The 18,447-nt window shown below is 39.4% G+C and carries 20 protein-coding genes and 5 tRNA genes; all 25 read right to left on the reverse strand.

Translation table 11 applies throughout. From position 1 onward, the window contains the following. Positions 1 to 99: 99 nt before the first annotated feature. The 25 genes from rplL to ACY45D_RS16445 all read right to left on the reverse strand — a co-directional run bounded on the left by rplL (position 100) and on the right by ACY45D_RS16445 (position 18,426). The gene (rplL, locus tag ACY45D_RS16325) at positions 100 to 465 is read right to left on the reverse strand and encodes a 50S ribosomal protein L7/L12 (RefSeq protein ID WP_010114065.1); all 366 of its coding nucleotides are present in this window, start codon (positions 463 to 465) and stop codon (positions 100 to 102) included. 48 nt (positions 466 to 513) lie between these two features. Continuing rightward, positions 514 to 1,020 (reverse strand): 50S ribosomal protein L10, encoded by a 507-nt coding sequence (rplJ, locus tag ACY45D_RS16330; RefSeq protein WP_010114063.1) that lies wholly within the window; start codon positions 1,018 to 1,020, stop codon positions 514 to 516. A 278-nt stretch (positions 1,021 to 1,298) separates the two neighbouring features. Further along, entirely contained in the window at positions 1,299 to 1,994 is a 696-nt protein-coding gene (rplA, locus tag ACY45D_RS16335; protein WP_120384905.1) for a 50S ribosomal protein L1, read from the reverse strand. Between the two features lie 3 nt (positions 1,995 to 1,997). Further along, the gene (gene rplK, locus ACY45D_RS16340) at positions 1,998 to 2,426 is read right to left on the reverse strand and encodes a 50S ribosomal protein L11 (protein WP_120384906.1); all 429 of its coding nucleotides are present in this window, start codon (positions 2,424 to 2,426) and stop codon (positions 1,998 to 2,000) included. A 118-nt stretch (positions 2,427 to 2,544) separates the two neighbouring features. Next, the gene (gene nusG, locus ACY45D_RS16345) at positions 2,545 to 3,078 is read right to left on the reverse strand and encodes a transcription termination/antitermination protein NusG (RefSeq protein ID WP_120384907.1); all 534 of its coding nucleotides are present in this window, start codon (positions 3,076 to 3,078) and stop codon (positions 2,545 to 2,547) included. Between the two features lie 7 nt (positions 3,079 to 3,085). Continuing rightward, positions 3,086 to 3,526, reverse strand: coding sequence for a preprotein translocase subunit SecE (secE, locus tag ACY45D_RS16350; protein WP_463107657.1), 441 nt, complete (start codon positions 3,524 to 3,526; stop codon positions 3,086 to 3,088). Between the two features lie 75 nt (positions 3,527 to 3,601). Beyond that, positions 3,602 to 3,677, reverse strand: a tRNA-Trp gene (locus ACY45D_RS16355). 51 nt (positions 3,678 to 3,728) lie between these two features. Continuing rightward, the gene (tuf, locus tag ACY45D_RS16360; protein ID WP_004723653.1) at positions 3,729 to 4,919 is read right to left on the reverse strand and encodes an elongation factor Tu; all 1,191 of its coding nucleotides are present in this window, start codon (positions 4,917 to 4,919) and stop codon (positions 3,729 to 3,731) included. 144 nt (positions 4,920 to 5,063) lie between these two features. Next, positions 5,064 to 5,138 (reverse strand) — tRNA-Thr (locus ACY45D_RS16365). Positions 5,139 to 5,150: 12 nt separating this feature from the next. After that, positions 5,151 to 5,226 (reverse strand) — tRNA-Gly (locus tag ACY45D_RS16370). A 34-nt stretch (positions 5,227 to 5,260) separates the two neighbouring features. Beyond that, positions 5,261 to 5,344, reverse strand: a tRNA-Tyr gene (locus tag ACY45D_RS16375). A gap of 54 nt (positions 5,345 to 5,398) precedes the next feature. After that, a tRNA-Thr gene (locus tag ACY45D_RS16380) sits at positions 5,399 to 5,474 on the reverse strand. A 98-nt stretch (positions 5,475 to 5,572) separates the two neighbouring features. Then, positions 5,573 to 7,066 carry an anthranilate synthase component I gene (gene trpE / locus ACY45D_RS16385; protein WP_463107658.1) on the reverse strand — a complete coding sequence of 498 codons (1,494 nt, stop codon included), beginning with the start codon at positions 7,064 to 7,066 and terminating at the stop codon, positions 5,573 to 5,575. Positions 7,067 to 7,199: 133 nt separating this feature from the next. Beyond that, positions 7,200 to 7,868: an HAD-IA family hydrolase gene (locus ACY45D_RS16390; protein ID WP_463107659.1), complete on the reverse strand. Its 669-nt coding sequence runs from the start codon at positions 7,866 to 7,868 to the stop codon at positions 7,200 to 7,202. A 90-nt stretch (positions 7,869 to 7,958) separates the two neighbouring features. After that, the gene (locus ACY45D_RS16395) at positions 7,959 to 8,678 is read right to left on the reverse strand and encodes an FHA domain-containing protein (protein WP_463107660.1); all 720 of its coding nucleotides are present in this window, start codon (positions 8,676 to 8,678) and stop codon (positions 7,959 to 7,961) included. 156 nt (positions 8,679 to 8,834) lie between these two features. After that, positions 8,835 to 11,051 carry a type II secretion system secretin GspD gene (gene gspD / locus ACY45D_RS16400; protein WP_463107661.1) on the reverse strand — a complete coding sequence of 739 codons (2,217 nt, stop codon included), beginning with the start codon at positions 11,049 to 11,051 and terminating at the stop codon, positions 8,835 to 8,837. Positions 11,052 to 11,092: 41 nt separating this feature from the next. Further along, positions 11,093 to 11,950 carry a type II secretion system protein N gene (locus ACY45D_RS16405; RefSeq protein ID WP_463109503.1) on the reverse strand — a complete coding sequence of 286 codons (858 nt, stop codon included), beginning with the start codon at positions 11,948 to 11,950 and terminating at the stop codon, positions 11,093 to 11,095. Positions 11,951 to 11,952: 2 nt separating this feature from the next. After that, the gene (gspN, locus tag ACY45D_RS16410) at positions 11,953 to 12,696 is read right to left on the reverse strand and encodes a type II secretion system protein N (RefSeq protein ID WP_463107662.1); all 744 of its coding nucleotides are present in this window, start codon (positions 12,694 to 12,696) and stop codon (positions 11,953 to 11,955) included. A gap of 163 nt (positions 12,697 to 12,859) precedes the next feature. Further along, positions 12,860 to 13,186 carry an H-NS histone family protein gene (locus ACY45D_RS16415; RefSeq protein ID WP_029574557.1) on the reverse strand — a complete coding sequence of 109 codons (327 nt, stop codon included), beginning with the start codon at positions 13,184 to 13,186 and terminating at the stop codon, positions 12,860 to 12,862. Between the two features lie 228 nt (positions 13,187 to 13,414). Continuing rightward, the gene (locus ACY45D_RS16420; RefSeq protein WP_463107663.1) at positions 13,415 to 13,852 is read right to left on the reverse strand and encodes an acyl-CoA thioesterase; all 438 of its coding nucleotides are present in this window, start codon (positions 13,850 to 13,852) and stop codon (positions 13,415 to 13,417) included. Positions 13,853 to 13,861: 9 nt separating this feature from the next. Continuing rightward, positions 13,862 to 15,055, reverse strand: a complete 1,194-nt coding sequence (locus ACY45D_RS16425; RefSeq protein WP_463107664.1) for a heme biosynthesis protein HemY — start codon at positions 15,053 to 15,055, stop codon at positions 13,862 to 13,864. A 4-nt stretch (positions 15,056 to 15,059) separates the two neighbouring features. Continuing rightward, positions 15,060 to 15,890: a hypothetical protein gene (locus ACY45D_RS16430; protein ID WP_463107665.1), complete on the reverse strand. Its 831-nt coding sequence runs from the start codon at positions 15,888 to 15,890 to the stop codon at positions 15,060 to 15,062. Then, a complete protein-coding gene (locus ACY45D_RS16435) occupies positions 15,887 to 16,669 on the reverse strand; it encodes a uroporphyrinogen-III synthase (RefSeq protein ID WP_463107666.1) in 783 nt (260 codons plus the stop codon). The genes ACY45D_RS16430 and ACY45D_RS16435 overlap by 4 nt, the downstream gene beginning before the upstream one ends. Beyond that, the gene (hemC, locus tag ACY45D_RS16440) at positions 16,670 to 17,596 is read right to left on the reverse strand and encodes a hydroxymethylbilane synthase (RefSeq protein ID WP_463107667.1); all 927 of its coding nucleotides are present in this window, start codon (positions 17,594 to 17,596) and stop codon (positions 16,670 to 16,672) included. It lies immediately after the preceding gene. A 92-nt stretch (positions 17,597 to 17,688) separates the two neighbouring features. After that, positions 17,689 to 18,426, reverse strand: a complete 738-nt coding sequence (locus tag ACY45D_RS16445; protein ID WP_463107668.1) for a LytR/AlgR family response regulator transcription factor — start codon at positions 18,424 to 18,426, stop codon at positions 17,689 to 17,691. Between the last annotated feature and the right edge of the window lie 21 nt (positions 18,427 to 18,447).

Below are 18,447 nucleotides of genomic sequence, written 5' to 3' on the forward strand. Positions count from 1 at the left end.
ATCTAAAATCGAGCCGATTATTGTAACGCAAAAAGGCTGATGACCCAAGAGCCATCAGCCACTTTTTGGGGTCAAATTAAAATTCGACCCCTAGCGAAATTACTTAACAGTAACTGTAGCACCAGTTTCTTCAAGTTTTTTCTTAAGTTCCTCAGCTTCTTCTTTAGAAACGCCTTCTTTAAGGTTAGAAGGAGCGCCTTCAACTAAATCTTTAGCTTCTTTCAAGCCAAGACCAGTTACTTCACGAACTGCTTTAATTACAGCAACTTTGTTCGCGCCGAAAGAAGTCAATTCAACATTGAATTCTGATTGCTCTTCAACAGCAGCAGCAGCTGGACCAGCAGCAACAGCTACAGCAGCAGCAGATACATTGAATTTTTCTTCGAAAGCAGAAATAAGTTCAACAAGTTCAAGAACAGTTTTTTCAGCAACTGCGTTTAAGATTTCTTCGTTAGTTAAAGCCATGAGAATAACTCCAAATGGAAATTGAATGGTGTGTAAATAGATTTAAGCTTATGCAGCTTCTGACTCGTTTTTCTCTTTGAGCGCTGTAATAAGGCGACCCAATTTCGAAATAGGAGCTTGAAGAACATTGGCAAGCATAGTAAGTGCTTTTTCTTGGTTTGGAAGATTCGCAATAACGCTAACTTCAGCACCTTGATAAACTTTGCCGTCAAATGCAGCAGCTTTTAATTCAAATGCTTTGTTAGTTTTAGCAAATTCTTCAAACAAACGAGCAGCTGCGCCCATGTCATCTTCAGAAGTCGAGAAAGCCAAGATTGTTGGACCGACAAGGTTGTCATTCAAGATAGTAAATTGAGTATCTTGAAGAGCACGTTTAGCCAAAGTATTACGCACAACACGTGTGTAAACACCAAGCTTACGAGCTTCAACACGAAGAGCAGTTAATTGCTCAACAGTTAAACCTTGATAGTCAGCAACAACGGCAGCAAACGCTGTAGAAGCAACTTCAGCAACTTCAGCAACGATCTGTTTTTTGCCTTCGATAAGAAGAGCCATTGTAAAACCTCCTAACGGTGATTTATGCACCCGAATACACAGGTACACTCCCAATTCGTAAGCCCATCATTGAACTTACACGCGGAGGATGAACAAATCACACCACCGCGTCTACTCAGGCTGTTAGATTAAGAAGCAAGTCCGAAAACCCGCCTCGCCTGAGGTCTTTGACGCTGATAAATTTACATCTATCAATTCAAAGCCCGCCTGAAAAACTCCTTCTCCCTCTGGGAGAAGGAGATTCACAGGACTTTAAAATTCTTTAATTAAGTCGAAACTTATTTAGAAACGTTTTGCACATCAACAACAAGACCAGGACCCATAGTAGAGCTCAAAGTGATCTTTTGGATGTAAATACCTTTAGAAGTAGCAGGTTTTGCTTTCTTAAGGTCAGCGATAAGCGCTTCAACGTTTGAACGAACAGCTTCAGCAGTAAAACCTACTTGACCGATCGCAGCGTGAATGATACCCGCTTTGTCTACACGGTAACGTGCTTGACCAGCTTTTGCATTTTTAACTGCAGTTGCTACGTCAGGAGTTACAGTACCCACTTTAGGGTTTGGCATTAAGCCACGTGGACCAAGGATTGTACCAAGTTTACCTACAACACGCATTGCATCTGGAGCAGCAATAACAACGTCAAAGTCAAGATTACCTGCTTGAATGCTTTCAGCAAGATCATCAAAACCAACAACGTCCGCACCTTCAGCTTTAGCAGCTTCAGCAGCAGCACCTTGAGCAAACACAGCTACACGTACAGTTTTACCAGTACCTGCAGGAAGTGTAGTCGCGCCACGAACAACTTGGTCAGATTTACGAGGATCAACACCTAGGTTTACCGCAACATCCAAAGATTCTTTGAATTTTGCAGCAGGAAGGCTGCTAAGAACTTGTACTGCTTCTTCCAAAGTGTAAACTTTGTTCGCTTCAATAGCAGCAGCAATGGCCTTTTGACGTTTAGTTAATTTAGCCATGTCTTATAGCTCCACTTCCAAGCCCATAGAACGCGCAGAACCAGCGATGGTACGTACACGTGCGTCTAAATCAGCACCAGTTAAATCTGGTTCTTTAGTAGTCGCGATTTCTTCCAATTGAGCACGAGTCAACTTACCAACTTTAGTTTTGTTAGGAATAGCTGAACCCTTTTGGATACCAGCAGCTTTCTTAAGAAGAATAGATGCAGGTGGAGTTTTCATGATGAAAGTGAACGACTTATCGTTGTACACAGTGATCACGACTGGTATTGGTAGACCCACTTCAACTTTTTGTGTAGCAGCATTGAATTCTTTACAGAATGCCATGATGTTAACACCACGTTGACCTAGTGCAGGACCAATCGGTGGAGATGGATTCGCTTTACCAGCTGGAACTTGCAGCTTGATATAGCCGTCAATCTTCTTAGCCATTTCAAATTACCTCTGGGTACAAACGCCTTTTAGAGCTCCCCAAGTTTCTTAAGTAACGATACCGTTACAACAACAATGCCCGATCCATAACAAATCGGGCGCTTTAAAACTGTTTAGATTAAATCGACTTTTCGACTTGGCGAAATTCCAATTCAACCTGAGTTGGTCGATTAAATACATTAATCGTCAACGTTAAACGCGATTTTTCGTATTGAACTTCCTCTACCACACCTTTAAAGTCTGTGAATGGGCCGTCAATAACAAGTAATTCTTCACCAGGTTCAAACATCGTCTTAGGACGAGGAGCTTCACCCTTATTGTGTACACGTGCAAGAATCGCATCAGCTTCTTTTTGCGTAATAGGTGCAGGCTTTTCTGCCGTACCACCGATGAAACCTAATACTTTTGGACATTCTTTAACAATGTGCCAAGTTTCATCATTCATTTCCATTTCAACTAAAACATAGCCTGGAAAGAATTTACGCTCTGATTTGCGTTTCTTACCATCCTTCATCTCTACCACTTCTTCGGTAGGAACAAGGACTTCACCAAAACTATCAGCAACAGCGCTACGCTGGATTCGATCATTAAGCGAACGCATCACTTGTTTTTCATAGCCTGAATAGGCATGAATAATGTACCAACGTTTCATAGCTCTCTTACCCGATAATAAACTTCATAAACCAACCAATAACGTAGTCAAAACACCACAGAATGATTGCAGCAACAATGATAACAAGCAGAACCTGCCATGAAGTAGTCACTGTTTCTTGTTTCGTTGGCCATGTCACTCGACGCAATTCGATACGCGAGTCTTTTAGCAAACGAACAAAGCCTTTGCCTTGATGGGTGGCGTATAATAAACCTAAAGCCACTACGATACAAGCTATAATTACCCCAACACGCACCCAAATACCATTGGCTGGTGCCCAATATGCTGGAAGATATTGATTTGTCATCAAAGCACAGCCAAATAAAGCCAGTGCGATAATCCACAAAAGATAATCTAATGGAGAACTTGACTTCACCACTTCAGCAGAATTGTTTCTTTGAGGAATTGCCGCGTCGCTCATTGCGTCACGTGATTTATCATTCGACATTTTTGTACTCGTCGTAGGTTTCGCGACTTATTATATGACCAGTTTAGCCGACATCAAGTTTTTATTTCAAAAATATGGCAGGCCAGGAGGGACTCGAACCCCCAACATTCGGTTTTGGAGACCGACGCTCTACCAATTGAACTACTGACCTTTAGACACAAACCGAGAGTCGAAACTCTCGGTTAGAATCATTTTTAAGTGATTATGCAGTTACTTTCGCAACAACACCAGCACCTACTGTACGACCACCTTCACGGATCGCAAAACGTAGACCTGGGTCCATTGCGATTGGGTGAATCAATTCTACTGACATTTCAACGTTGTCACCTGGCATAACCATTTCAACGCCGTCTTGTAATTGGATTGCACCAGTTACGTCAGTTGTACGGAAATAGAACTGCGGACGGTAACCGTTAAGGAATGGAGTATGACGACCACCTTCTTCTTTTGAAAGTACATATACTTCCGCATCGAATTTAGTGTGTGGCTTGATTGTACCTGGTTTAGCAAGTACTTGACCACGTTGTACGTCTTCACGCTTAGTACCACGTAAAAGTACACCACAGTTCTCGCCTGCACGACCTTCGTCAAGCAATTTACGGAACATTTCTACGCCAGTTACAGTTGTTTTAACTGTATCTTTAATACCAACGATTTCTACTTCTTCGCCTACTTTAACAATACCAGACTCTACACGACCTGTTACTACTGTACCACGACCTGAAATAGAGAATACGTCTTCGATTGGCATTAAGAATGCTTTGTCGATCGCACGTTCTGGTTCTGGAATATAAGAATCAAGTGCTTCAACAAGTGAAAGTACTGCAGATTCGCCATATTGACCAGCATCACCATTAAGTGCAGCAAGTGCTGAACCACGGATGATAGGTGTGTCATCACCTGGGAAGTCATAAGTAGAAAGAAGTTCACGAACTTCCATTTCTACTAATTCTAGTAATTCTTCATCATCAACAAGGTCACACTTGTTCAGGAATACTAGGATGTAAGGTACACCTACTTGGCGAGAAAGAAGGATGTGTTCACGTGTTTGTGGCATTGGACCATCAGTCGCAGCACATACAAGGATCGCACCGTCCATCTGAGCAGCACCAGTGATCATGTTTTTAACATAATCGGCGTGTCCTGGGCAGTCTACGTGCGCGTAGTGACGAATTGGAGAATCGTATTCTACGTGTGAAGTATTAATTGTAATACCACGTGCTTTTTCTTCTGGTGCAGAGTCGATTGCTGCGTAGTCTTTCGCTTCACCGCCGTAAGTTTTTGCACAGATTGTTGCAATTGCAGCAGTTAAAGTTGTTTTACCATGGTCAACGTGACCAATTGTACCCACGTTTACGTGTGGCTTATTACGTTCAAACTTAGCCTTAGCCATTTGTTCTTCCTCGTTTATGTCGAACACGAGTTAAACAACTCAGCATCGACAATCGTCTAAAAAACTAGACACCTAATACTTGAAAAGCAGACTAATAAGCCTGCTTTTGAATAACTGGTGTAGATTAATCTACTAAACTGTATCTGGAGCTCTTATCGAGATTTGAACTCGAGACCTCTCCCTTACCAAGGGAGTGCTCTACCACTGAGCTATAAGAGCAATCATCTTCGATGGAGCGGGAGACGAGGGTCGAACTCGCGACATGTAGCTTGGAAGGCTACCGCTCTACCAACTGAGCTACTCCCGCTTAATGTTGGTAATTAACCACTTATCGAAGTTAATGGTGGTGAGAGAAGGATTCGAACCTTCGAAACTTTCGTGGCAGAGTTACAGTCTGCTCCCTTTGACCGCTCGGGAATCTCACCATTTACACTTACTTTCAGTGTTATCCTTTACTACTATATCACAAAACCTTAAGATGGTGCCGGCACACGGATTCGAACTGTGGACCTACTGATTACAAGTCAGTTGCTCTACCAACTGAGCTATGCCGGCGTTTCTTAGTGTTTCGTACGTTTCGTATCGGAACGGTGTGCAGTTTAGCAAAACTCAGAATCCTTGCAAGTGTTTTTTGCAAAAAAACTGTCAAAAACTCATAAAATCAATCCGTTTGATGATAATTCAACCGCTTTGATCACTGCGCGAGCTTTTATTTGGGTTTCATTCCATTCAGATTCAGGATTTGAGTCCGCAACCAACCCTGCTCCAGCCTGAACATAGACCTTATTTTCACGAATAACACAGGTTCGAATCGCAATCGACATGTCCATTTCACCATGCCAGCCTAAATAACCAACAGCTCCACCAAAAATTCCACGTTTTACTGGTTCAACTTCGTCAATAATTTCCATTGCGCGAATTTTTGGCGCACCCGAAAGCGTTCCTGCAGGGAAAGTTGCTTTAAAAACATCCAAAGCATCAACATCATCCAATACTTCGCCCTGTACATTTGAGACAATATGCATCACATGTGAATATCGTTCGATCACCATTTGATCAGTCACTTGTACTTTTCCGATTTTAGAGACACGTCCGACATCATTTCGCCCCAAATCAATCAACATCAGATGTTCTGCAATTTCTTTTTCATCTGAAAGCAAATCTTTTTCGAGTGCTAAATCTTCTTCTTTGGTTTTACCACGTGGTCGAGTTCCTGCCAGTGGACGCACTGTAGCGATACCATTTTCAAGACGAGAAAGAATTTCAGGCGAAGAACCAACAATATGAAATGGTTTTTGGTCGGTTAATGTCTGACCCTGCACCAAGAATAAATAAGGTGAAGGATTGAGGTGTCGCAGTGCACGATACACCTGTAATGGCTCACCATCAAAATCCGAAACCATACGATGTCCCGGAACAACCTGCATAACATCCCCTGCTCGAATGTATTCTTTCACCTTTTCAATTGATTCAAGGAACTTGTCATGGCCAGTCAATGATTCAAAATGTGGTGGCGTATGTTTTTTTGCAACCAAACTGATTGGGGTTGCCAATAACGCCTCTAACTGATCAAGTTGCTGTTGTGCTTTGGCATAAGCATCTTCGTCATTGACATCGGCATGCACAATGACAAATAAAGTATCTTTTAAATTATCAAAAACAATCACTGTTTTAGACAGCATCATCCACAAATCAGGTACGCCAACAGGATCAGCTTCAGGAACATTCTTTAACCGTGGCTCAATATAACGAACCGAGTCATAGCCAAAATACCCCACTAAACCGCCTGTAAAGCTTGGCAATGCAGGCAAATCTTCTTGGGCAGGGACTTTAAATTGTGCTTGAAAATCTCGAATGTATTGAAAAGGATCAGCACATGCCTCTGTCTGAATCAATCCATCAGGTGTTTGAATCGTCAATTGACCTGCATTGCATGAAAATACGGTCGACTCACCCAAACCAATGATTGAGTAGCGCGCCCAGTTTTCACCACCTTCAACCGATTCAAATAAATAAGCTTGTTGATGATCTTTTAAACGTGCAAATACGGATAACGGCGTATCTGTATCTGCTAAACGTTGACGATATACAGGGATCAGGTTGTAACCCGCTGATTTTAATTGTTCAAATTGCACTAAAGTTGTCATGAGGAATTCTCTCTACTTTCGATATTACTAAGTGTTTAGGTCTGTAAATTTCACTTAATGACGCCATCGAAAAATACGTTTATTGTTCATTCCTCTTCCTTTTCTCACAACGATATTACAAAGGTGTAATCAATTAAACCAAAAGTACTGTCAGATCATCCACAACCTGTTGCGGTTGACAAAGTTGGATATCTTCACCGTGATTATAGCCATAGCTGACTACAATACAATCAACCTCTGCACGGCGTGCAGCTTCTACATCATTACTTGAATCACCAATCATCAAGGTTTTATCATTTGAAGTTTGATAGGTTTCTACACAATATAGCAATGGTTTTGGATGCGGCTTACGCACTTCAAAACGATCACCACCAATCACATCAACAAAATAGTGATCCATTTTAAGTTCTTGCAAAATTTTTCGTGCAGGCTGCTCAGGCTTATTCGTCACACAGATCAGTTTTTTATTATTTTGAATACCCCATTCTAAAAATTCTAAAATTCCCACGAATGGTTTTGTGTCTACACAGGGTTCAGCATTATAAATTTCTAAGAATGTATCTAAAAGTTGCTGATGCAATACAGGGTCAACCTCACCTTTTAAATACTTCAAAGTACTTTCACAAAATAATGAAGTCCCTTTACCAATCCAAACACGCACCTGAGCTTCTGTGACTAAAGGTAAATTTAAACTCGCTAAGCTCAAATTCATGGCACGATACAAATCAAATGCTGAATCCACCAAAGTTCCATCCAAATCAAATAAAATGAGTTCTCGTTGGTCTAATTTTGCAACATTCATGACTTACACCTGAAATTGAATAGATAAAACACTTTTGATATAGAACAAAGGCATGCGATTGCATGCCTTTGAGTCTATCGCATTTAAAAATTATTTAAAGAATAGCCATGCAATAATCGCCAAAATAACCAAAGTCACAATGGTGATTAAGCCCACAGAGGTATTTTTCTTTTCTTCAAGCTGTTGGTCTGCTACAGATGGTATCTCAGGTATTGCAACAGGTGCTTGCTCAACGTGAGCTTGAAGGTCAACACCTTGTGGAATCGGCGCAGGCTTAGGTACGCCCATACCTGTTGGCATGCCATCACGTGACAATTGAACATTGTTATCTCGTGCAGCAAGCTCAGGCATACCTTGCTCATTCATCTGTTGCGCAACTGTTTTCTCGGCAATGACTGGTGTTTCAATTTCAGCTGTTGCAATCGCTTCTGAAGGCTGTTGAATCGGTTGCTCAATGGCTTGAGTCACTGGCTCGATTTCAATCTCTGGGACAGACTGCTCAATCACTGGTTCAGTTTTAGCAGGCGCCAATACATTAAATTTAATACTCGCGAATTGCACAATATCGCCCTCTTTAAGCATTTTGTCATGCTCAATACGGATATCATTGACAAAAGTACCATTTGACGATTTTAAGTCTTGCACCCAAAGCGCATCATCTTTCAATAAAAATGCTGCATGACGGCGAGAAATTTCCGCAGATTGTAAAACCAAATCGGCATCTTGGTGGCGACCGATCAACATATCTCGTTCGATTGCAACTTCTTGCCCTTCAAACTCGCCCGTAATAGCCTGTAATTTCCAAGTCATAATGATTTTCTCATTCCAATTCATAATATTTTAGCACGACATTTCCAAAGCCCTAAATTACGGCTTAAGAAGCAGATTTAAATACTAAAAAACTGCATAAAAGATCGATTTAACATTCAACTTAAACGCTAAAAATTTCACCACATAATCAACATTTTATTCAATAGCCAATGGTGTCGTCACCGCATTACCCTTTGCTGGAATAGTAGTCGCCCCGCCTGAAGGCACTTGCTTATATTGACTTGGCTGTTGTTTAACTTGTGGTTGAACAATGGTTGGTTGCGTACTTTTCGAAGATGTAATTGGTAACCGTTGCTGAAAAACATCCTCAACATGTGCAGGCAATTTGGCAAAGTTTCCATCTTTATCCATTGCCAATTGCAAGCTATACAACTGATCATAACGTTGTTGCGCCATCTTACGTATATCAGCACTATCCCCAACAATGGTTGGATGGATAAACACTAAAAGGTTGCGTTTATTATTTGACTTGCCATCTGATCTAAATAAACGCCCCAAACCTGGGATATCACCCAATAACGGTACCGACTGACGACTATGAATCGTATCATCAGAAATCAAGCCACCTAACACCACAGTTTGACCGTGGTCTGCAAGTACTGATGTTTTAATTGATCTTTTACTTGTGACTAGGTCAGATGCTTGCCCTTTATTTTCAGCAACAGCGGAAACCTCTTGCTCTACTTCTAAACGAATCGAACCACCCTCACCGATATGCGGAATCACTTTTAAAGTTACACCGACATCTTTACGTTCGATAGATGTATAAGGATTCACCGTTCCACCTGTACCCGTGCTTACAGAACCCGTCACAAAAGGTACATTCTGCCCCACAACAATATAAGCTTCTTCATTGTCCATGGTTAAAATAGATGGCGTAGAAAGTAAATTAGATTTTGTATTTTGCTTCAGAGCTTGAATCAAAGCCCCATATAGCTTACGCGAACCATCTGCACCTTCTTTATAATCACCTAAAATCAGTGATGTACCAGAACCTACAGCAGAACCAAGCCCTGCTGCACCTCCTGTTAAATAACCTGCCGCCAATTTCGATAGACTTGTACCCACATTAGAGAAGTTAATTAAACCCACACCACTACTTAAATCACCCATTGCCCATTGCACACCAAGTTGATCTGCATCATTCCCTTCAACTTCAATAATGGTGGCTTCAATAAGCACTTGTTGACGACGTACATCAAGCTGTTGAATTGCCGCTTCAATTTCACGCATGAGTTGTGGTTCAGCTTTAACCACTAAAGCATTTTGCGCACCATCTGCAATAATACTGACACCATTGGCATTAAAGCTTGTCACACTATTTTGGTTATTATTATTTGAATTGCTGTTTAAATTAATAGAAGGAGTAGAAACGCCACCGCTATTTGAGTTTGTATTAGACGAAGAATTATTATTACTCAAACTGCTACTACTGTTTGAGCCACTATTTGAAGAATTATTTGAGCTTGAATTAACCGCTTGACCAGTCACTAAGCCTTGTAAAATCTCAGACAGGTTTTTAGCACTGGCGTATTTCAATTTAAAAACTTTTAAACCGCCCAAACGATCCGCCGAAGGAACATCCAGCATTTCAATCATATTACGTAAGCGCTTACGTGTATTGGGATCACCCTTGATTAAAATACGATTGGTTCGAGCATCCGCGACAATTCGAACGCGTGAGCCTGCAAAATCTTTCGCTGCACCTGTTGCACTCATCGCTTCTAATTGCTTAATGATTTCTTCAGCCTGACTACTTTGTAAAGTAATTGCTTCTATATCATTTTGCCCCGTTCCATCCAAATTACGGACAATGGTTTCAATCTGATAAATATTACTTGCACGGTCAGAAACAATCAGCGCATTGGTACCTTGTATCGCAGCCAAGTGTGCAAATTGCGGCATGAGTGGACGTAATGCAGGAATCAAGTCATTCGGATTGGTATTTTCCAACCAAATCACACGTGTTACGACTTGATCACCACGGGCGTTATTGCGTGGGTCATACGGTATGCCTGAATTTTTGATATTGCTGTCAGGTACCAAGCGAATCGTATTGCCTGAAGGTATCGCAACAACACCATTGACATTTAAAACACCAAGAAATAAGTCATAAACTTCATTTTTATTGAGTGGTTTGTTTGAAATAACCGTCACATTGCCACGTACACGTGGATCAACAGCAAAGTTTTTACCTGTAATATCGGCTACTTCGTTAATAAAAGCAGTGAGATCAGCATCACGTAAATTAATTTTCCACGTTTGTGCATGCGCTGCTGTACTGATTGCAGCCATCATTGGCGCTGCAGCAACTAAAGCCCAAAGTGGTCGATTGTGATTCAAAAAAGACATAACTTATTATCTATCCTAATTTTATTTGTAGTCCTAGCCACTTACAAACTTTGCTGAATGGTCATCACCTGATCACCACGCTTAATTTCAATTTTCACTTTTCCGTCACGCTTTGCCTGTTCTAACAGTTGAACGTCATTTTGTCCTTGACCAACTGACTGCCCATTGAGTGAAAGAATACGATCCCCAGATCTCAATCCTAATTTATTTCGAAGTGCTGCGGGGGTTTGATCTGTAACCTCATAGCCTTGACCGCTATTGGTGTTCACCCCCATGTTCTTTAGGTATTGTTCTCGGTTTTCATTCATTCGATCTATCGCTTGACCTAACGCATTTTGAGTTGGGTTAGTTGGCGATGGCATCTGTGACGTTTGTTCAGGGTTAGCCGATGGTGTGCTTACATTCTGCCCTGACGCATTATTTGGCAGTGGTTGATATAAACTATCTAACCCAGTAAAGCGCAACTCCTTAGTATTACTTCCATTTTGACTCAGGACAATGTGATCCCAATATACTTCAGATACGCTATAACTCGTACCCTCAATTATATCTCCGACTTGATATCGTTCTGCTGTTTCTTTTACTTTAATCACGGCCGACGAGAAACGAGCAGGATAACTGACCACTACACCTTGCAAAACCATTGCAACACTATCATCTGCAGCAGAATTTGTACCCACCTCATTAAAGAGTGAGAAACTGGAGATATTAGGAACTTGAACTTGTTGAGAACCCAAGCTCACCTGTTCAGGCTGCATGACTTGAGGTGGGGCAATAACCCACCAAAAAATAGAGGCTAATTTCCAACACAATGCCAGAATCAAAAGAAATAATACAATTGGAGCAATATGTTCAGTTTTCTTCCACGAAATATGTTCAAGTTTTTCTTTTAAATTCATCATCAAAAACCACCTTGTATCAGTGGCTGTCTTGAACTAATCACATAGGTGTCTAAGCCCGCTTTACCGTTATATGAAGGGACATTCAACAACATCCGTTGAGTCAGTTGCACATCAAGCATTAAGCTTTGATCTAGGCTAATATTCGCCATTTTCTGACTTCGTTGATCTTGAATATCAAAAATAAGTTTACCTGCTTCATCTTTAAGTTGAGCATTTAATGAAGGGATATTCATTTGATCTTGACGCTGCCCAAAGGTATACCTTAATTCACCACCACCCCATTGTAACTTACCATCAGCATTGCTAAATCCTGCATCTTTTTTGAAATGCATACTGATATCGGTTAGCTGAATTGAATTGGATGGCCATTGCCAATTGGCAATATTTTTTAAAGTCTCAGGTGCAATTTGACCATTGATCTCTTTAATAATAATCTTTTTCCCAAGACCGTAGCCAACAATGCCGTTGAGTTCGGTTTGACCACTATGGATTTCCACATTGGCACCCACGCGCAATAAAATCAAATCCCATGGACGTGTACGCCATGTCACTGAACCACGTAAATTACCTTTACGCCAATCTGCCTGACCTTGCCAAATATTCCCACTAACATTTTGAAGCATCTGATTATTTTGATAAAATTTAGAAATTATCCAAGTTGCAGGAACCTGCAAAAGCACAAAAAATAAAAATGCAATAACCCCAATCATCCACCATGTGATTTGTTTAGATTTTTTATTCATCCAGCTTTACCATATTCATTTTTTCTTCCGTGCGAGATGATGCCCTCATTATCTATACATTATGCATAATTTTTTCACATCGCCAATTCACTCGTATAAAAAAACCAAGCTGTTTTGCTTGGTTCTCTTACTTTATAAGCGTTGAATGACACTTAGATGAAGATTAGATCAAGAAATCTTCTAATTTTGCGCCTTTTTCAATTTCTGCAACTAACCAACGTGGTTGTTTACCACGCCCAGTCCAAGTTTCAGAAGCATCTTTTTTATTACGGTAACGTGGTTCAACTGCTTTACGTGTTGTCTTTTTACGCTTTTGAGCACCGTATTCAATAAACTGTTCTAAACTTAAACCTGCAGACTCTGCAATTTCAATAATTTTATTATAAGCATCTTCAACAGCTTGATCTTTTTTAGTTTCAATTAAAGCTTCCGCTTCCGCTGTTAACTTTCTTAACTCTTCAACCGATAGATTACTAATATCAGGCATTATTAACACTCCACTTAATCCATAATATTTATTTAAAATAATTTCCCAGCAATAATATTTTCATTTATTCAAATTAGCAATACATTTAAATATAGATAAACTAGATTAAATACATAAAAAAACAAAAAATAATCTAATGAAATATGGGGAATGAATGCTACATTTTGAAATAAGCTTTAAATTATGTGTGACATGACACAATTTAAAGCTTATTTACCACTTAAATATAGACTAAAGTGACATTAAATGATTCTGAACTGAACTTTCTAAATCAAAAATTGATTGACGCAACAGTTCAGGAATTAATGTTTTCTTCATTTCTTTTTTATCAACAAAAACGATAACAGCCTCACCATCTGCAACAACAGCCTGTTGTTGAGTGCTATATAAAATATAATGCATTCTCATCGCACTATTTCGAACTTCTTCAACTCGTGCACCAATATGTAACACGTCAGGATAAAATACAGGTTTTAAATATTTACATTGGCTGGAAGCCACAACAGTCAGAACATTTTGTTCAAATATATTTAAAAGATCAAAATAAGCGATTCGCGCACTTTCTATATAGCGATAATACATGACATTATTCACATGACCGAAAGCATCCATATCTCCCCATGCGACTTTCTGTTCATAAATAATCGGAAATTGTGCTAACTGATTCATACTCGGCTCTCAAATTTTAAATTGAATATATTTGGTGTCTTTTTCAAAAATTAAATTTAATTGTTGAATTAATTCATCATTACCATTTAATGTTGCTTTAATTCTTAGATAATTCATTAGAATATTATTCGGATATAACGCTAAAAGTTGCTCTGCTTCAGATTCTCTTTGCGTAGCTGTATATATATGCCATTTGACAAAACTAAACATTGGAATATCAATATATTTATTCTCTAAATTTAAAATCTGTTGCTCTAAATAAATGTAATCTGGGTTTTGTCTTAATAATTGTTGTTGGAACCACAAGTAAAATACATCTTCATCAAACTTTTCATCTAACAATTGAATGGCCAATTGCTGCTGTTGTACCGACAATTCAGCTAAGCGCGTAATTACTTTCAACCACAATACTTTGTTTTCAAAAGGCATTTGATCAAGCTGAGATTCTATTTCCAAAAACTTCTGTTGCAATAATTCAATATCATCAAAAGTTGCCTGATCATAATCATTTAATAACTGTATTAACCATTGCTGTTTGGTAATGGTTTCAAGTTGCCCAAATTGTGTCGAATGCAAATATACCCATGGAAACTCTACTGCAAACTGTCCCCATAACTTTTTCATACACAGTTTATAACTTTCAGCTAATGGATTTAACCATGGCGATAAATCATGCCCATTTAAAAATTCTAAATGTGTTAAAGCTTGCTGTGCATCTTGCTGTGCTAAATAAATTTCTATTCTTAAAATTTCAGCCAGTTCAAATGCAGAAGGAGGACTGGTTTCTAATCTTGTTAAGGCGTCTGAATAGTTGTTTTGTTTAAATAATAAACGTGCTTGAATAATTTGTTTTAATAATCCTGATTGATCAAAAATTTGCTGAATAACATCTGACTGTTCTTCATCACCTTCCATCAACCAAAGCACCCCCAACTTTTCATAAGGATGCAGATGATTAAAATTCAATACATGCTCTAGTTTTCTTTTTTCTAAAGCCAAATAACGCTTAAAGGCGGTCCAAGCCAGTTGCATCAACAGACTCATCAAAACACAAAGAAAAACAACAACCCACAAGTTGCTTTGTATTTGAATTTTATTCCAAAGCACATAAACATATCCCGCACCTGCGGCATAACTCATTACACTTAAAATCGCAACAAGAACTAAGCTGATCAGTGCATAAATCTGAAAGATATGTTTCATCGACTTACCCCAATACAGCCAAACTACCCAGTTTTGGCACTGGCAGCATCGGTATTTGTTTAAGTTGAATCAATTGTTGTTTTAATTTTTGACTCGATTGATCAGGTAATTGATCCAGTTGTAGGATCGCTTGATTTAACATCGTTTGAAACTCTGAATTTTGTCCTTTAGCAAGCAATTGTTGTGCAAGTAAAAGTCTAAATTGAGCTTCTTTTAAAATAAATTTACGATTCACCAATTCTGGTGCAGTGGTTTCAACCACATCTATTTGCAACCATTTTTGCCAAAAATACTCAGGCTGATTTTTTGCAGGACTCAATCGATTATTTTTCAACTCGACCATTAGATTTTGATCAATCTGTTTCATCATACTGTCCAACTGCGCTTGTTGTGCATTTTTGGCAATCACAAACTGTTGAATACTTTGTATATCTTGATCAATGGTCTGATGCAAACTTTGCTTTACCGTATCCGCTAATGTGTAACGATCTAAAGACTGATTCAGTTGTGTTAAATGCTCAAGTGCGTAAACAAACTGTTGTTGTTGTAAAGCAAATTGTACCAATTCAAGCTGCTGTTTAATCACAATACTGGGACTGATTCCTTCTATTTGCGTATCAACTGTTGTGGTTTTTTTTAATTCTTTTGAAGCAGGTTCATCTGCTTGCCTTTGTACTGCAACCAATTGATCATTCAAACTGGCATTTTTTTGTTCACTTTTATGTAAAACCTGTTGAATATCATTAAGCTGTTGTGAAACATGATAGAAGTCATAACTCAGTTTAATGAGCCATCCTAAAGCGACGAACAATAAGAAATAAATAAACTTCTTCATAGTTTCCTTTGTAACTGCAATATCATGTGTAGAATTGTATTGGGTTCTAAATCCAAAACCTGAGTGATATTAAAACACTTTTGCTGATTATTTCTCTCACCAAGCAATAATTGATACAAACGCTCACCTAAAACCAAATAATGACAGTGATCAAAAACCTCTGGGTGATCTTTGGTTAATACAACCCAATTATTCCAACTGGCTTCACTGGTAATACAATTCCAATATGGTTTTTCCGCTTGTATGATTTGCGGAAGCGCTTCAGAAAATTTGGTAAAAGTCGTTTGTGGACAATCTCGCTCATACAAAACAAAGTTTAAAACCTTTATATGACGTTCTGTACATTGCTGCATCATAAATTGACGTCCACCTTCTCCACGCCAGAATGCAATTTGAGAGATGCCCTGTAAATCCTTGAAAATTGGCAGACTCAACATCCCTTCCGAACTTTCTACGTCAGGTACATGACTCTGTATGTGGTATTTTGCCAAGGTTTCAGCTGTTTTTTTACCTACAGCGATCCATTGAATATGCTCGATTTGCTCAATTAAAACACCTGCTTGTTGCAAATATTGCATTCCAATTTGCACAGCTGTCGGACTCACCACAACAATACATTGCGTATCCAACAACTGTGAATACAGCTGTTTTAATTGTTGCGTAAACGGTCGTGGTTTTAGTGCTAACAAAGGTAGATCAAGTACCTGAAAACCCGATTGATGGAGACATTGAGTCAATGCCTGAGCACGATCAATCGGTCGAGTATTGATAAAAAGCATTTAGTCTTGATAAAGTGCTTTGAGTAATTCTCCAGCACCTTGTTGAAGTAGATTTTGAGCAAGCTGCACACCGAGTTTTTCAGCATCTTCAGGTGCGCCTTGAACATTGCTACGCAACAAAGTTTGACCATCTGCGCTACCAACACGCCCTTCTAAAGACAATGTTTGGTTATCCAAAGTAGCAAAACCTGCAATAGGAACCTGACAACCACCTTCCAAATACGCATTAAAAGCACGCTCAGCACGTACACATGCATTGGTTTCTGCATGCATCAGAGGCATGATCAAATCTAAAATTTCTTGATCATTCGAACGACATTCTAGCCCTAATGCACCCTGCCCAACTGCAGGCAAACTCACTTCAGCTGTTAAGCTATGGCGAATACGCTCACTCAATCCAAGGCGTTTTAGCCCTGCACTCGCAAGAATAATCGCATCATACTGTCCCGCATCTAACTTCGATAAACGTGTTCCAACATTGCCACGCAAATCGATGACCTCTAAATCCGGGCGCTGTTTTAATATCTGACTTTTGCGACGTAAACTCGATGTGCCTAGTTTTGCACCTTGCGGTAAATCTTCAAATTTTTCATAGTTGTTTGATACAAAAGCATCAAAAGGATCTTCACGTTCGCAAATAACTGCCAACTCTAAACCTTCCGGTAATTGCATCGGTACATCTTTCATCGAATGAACGGCTAAATCTGCACGACCATCCATCAATGCTGCTTCTAATTCCTTAACAAATAAGCCTTTACCACCTATTTTAGCCAATGGGGTATCTAAAATTTTATCACCTTGAGTAACGAAAGTGACTAACTCAACTTGAAGCTGAGGATGTAACTGTTCTAATCGATCACGAATATACTCCGCCTGCCATAAAGCAAGAGGACTCTGACGCGTAGCTATTTTCAAGGTTTTCTTCATTTCAGCGTTGCCAAACTTTAAACAATGTAAACTTACCCTGCTATCTCAAAAATGCAAGTAAATTATCAAAATGATTTAACTTTCATACAAAACTATAGGTTTTGCATTCGCTCTCTAAGCAAAGGCAAATGACGACGACTCACCGCCAGTCGTTCCTCTAATTCTCTACACCTTGCCTGATATTGCCCAGATGCCACCATTTCCAAACCATCCAAATAATCTAAAGAAATTAAAGCATTACGGTGAATTCGAATAAATCGATCTGCAAACTCAGTTTCCAAATCCTTTAAAGTTTCATCAATCAGTACACTACCGTTTTTATGACGCACGGTGACATACTTCTGATCTGCTAGAAAATAATAAATATTTTCAACAGGAATTAATTCTAAACCTCGATACGTTTTTGCAGCGATCTGCTGTCTTTGCACTTTTTCTTCCATGAGTTCTTTTTTTTCTAAATGAGTGAGTTGAGCTTGATTCAGTTTGGTCACATTCCCCAAAACTGCTTCCAATTCATCCTTTGCTATTGGTTTTAACAAATATCCTTTTGCTTGAGACTGAATCGCTTGTAAAGCGTGTTCATCATATGCCGTACAAAATACAATTGCTGGCATTGGGTTAAAATGTGCTAAATGTTGCGCACAAGTCAGCCCATCCATTTCAGGCATTTGAATATCAAGTAGCACAACATCTGGTTCAAACTGTTGAACCATGTCCAAAGCTTGCTGACCATGCTGCGCTGTTGCAATAACGTGATGTCCTAATTGAGACACTAATCGCGACAAACGTTCCACTGCCAATGGTTCATCATCACAAACCAGGATGTCCATTTTCCCTCCTTGCCCCGATAC

Source organism: Acinetobacter sp. BZX-2, from assembly GCF_055179795.1.

Excerpts from the sequence above, each read along its gene's own strand:
- rplL (WP_010114065.1), bottom strand. The coding sequence starts at position 465 with ATGGCTTTAACTAACGAAGAAATCTTAAACGCAGTTGCTGAAAAAACT.
- rplJ (WP_010114063.1), bottom strand. The coding sequence starts at position 1,020 with ATGGCTCTTCTTATCGAAGGCAAAAAACAGATCGTTGCTGAAGTTGCT.
- rplA (WP_120384905.1), bottom strand. The coding sequence starts at position 1,994 with ATGGCTAAATTAACTAAACGTCAAAAGGCCATTGCTGCTGCTATTGAA.
- rplK (WP_120384906.1), bottom strand. The coding sequence starts at position 2,426 with ATGGCTAAGAAGATTGACGGCTATATCAAGCTGCAAGTTCCAGCTGGT.
- nusG (WP_120384907.1), bottom strand. The coding sequence starts at position 3,078 with ATGAAACGTTGGTACATTATTCATGCCTATTCAGGCTATGAAAAACAA.
- secE (WP_463107657.1), bottom strand. The coding sequence starts at position 3,526 with ATGTCGAATGATAAATCACGTGACGCAATGAGCGACGCGGCAATTCCT.
- tuf (WP_004723653.1), bottom strand. The coding sequence starts at position 4,919 with ATGGCTAAGGCTAAGTTTGAACGTAATAAGCCACACGTAAACGTGGGT.
- trpE (WP_463107658.1), bottom strand. The coding sequence starts at position 7,066 with ATGACAACTTTAGTGCAATTTGAACAATTAAAATCAGCGGGTTACAAC.
- ACY45D_RS16390 (WP_463107659.1), bottom strand. The coding sequence starts at position 7,868 with ATGAATGTTGCAAAATTAGACCAACGAGAACTCATTTTATTTGATTTG.
- ACY45D_RS16395 (WP_463107660.1), bottom strand. The coding sequence starts at position 8,678 with ATGACTTGGAAATTACAGGCTATTACGGGCGAGTTTGAAGGGCAAGAA.
- gspD (WP_463107661.1), bottom strand. The coding sequence starts at position 11,051 with ATGTCTTTTTTGAATCACAATCGACCACTTTGGGCTTTAGTTGCTGCA.
- ACY45D_RS16405 (WP_463109503.1), bottom strand. The coding sequence starts at position 11,950 with ATGAATTTAAAAGAAAAACTTGAACATATTTCGTGGAAGAAAACTGAA.
- gspN (WP_463107662.1), bottom strand. The coding sequence starts at position 12,696 with ATGAATAAAAAATCTAAACAAATCACATGGTGGATGATTGGGGTTATT.
- ACY45D_RS16420 (WP_463107663.1), bottom strand. The coding sequence starts at position 13,852 with ATGAATCAGTTAGCACAATTTCCGATTATTTATGAACAGAAAGTCGCA.
- ACY45D_RS16425 (WP_463107664.1), bottom strand. The coding sequence starts at position 15,055 with ATGAAACATATCTTTCAGATTTATGCACTGATCAGCTTAGTTCTTGTT.
- ACY45D_RS16430 (WP_463107665.1), bottom strand. The coding sequence starts at position 15,890 with ATGAAGAAGTTTATTTATTTCTTATTGTTCGTCGCTTTAGGATGGCTC.
- ACY45D_RS16435 (WP_463107666.1), bottom strand. The coding sequence starts at position 16,669 with ATGCTTTTTATCAATACTCGACCGATTGATCGTGCTCAGGCATTGACT.
- hemC (WP_463107667.1), bottom strand. The coding sequence starts at position 17,596 with ATGAAGAAAACCTTGAAAATAGCTACGCGTCAGAGTCCTCTTGCTTTA.
- ACY45D_RS16445 (WP_463107668.1), bottom strand. The coding sequence starts at position 18,426 with ATGGACATCCTGGTTTGTGATGATGAACCATTGGCAGTGGAACGTTTG.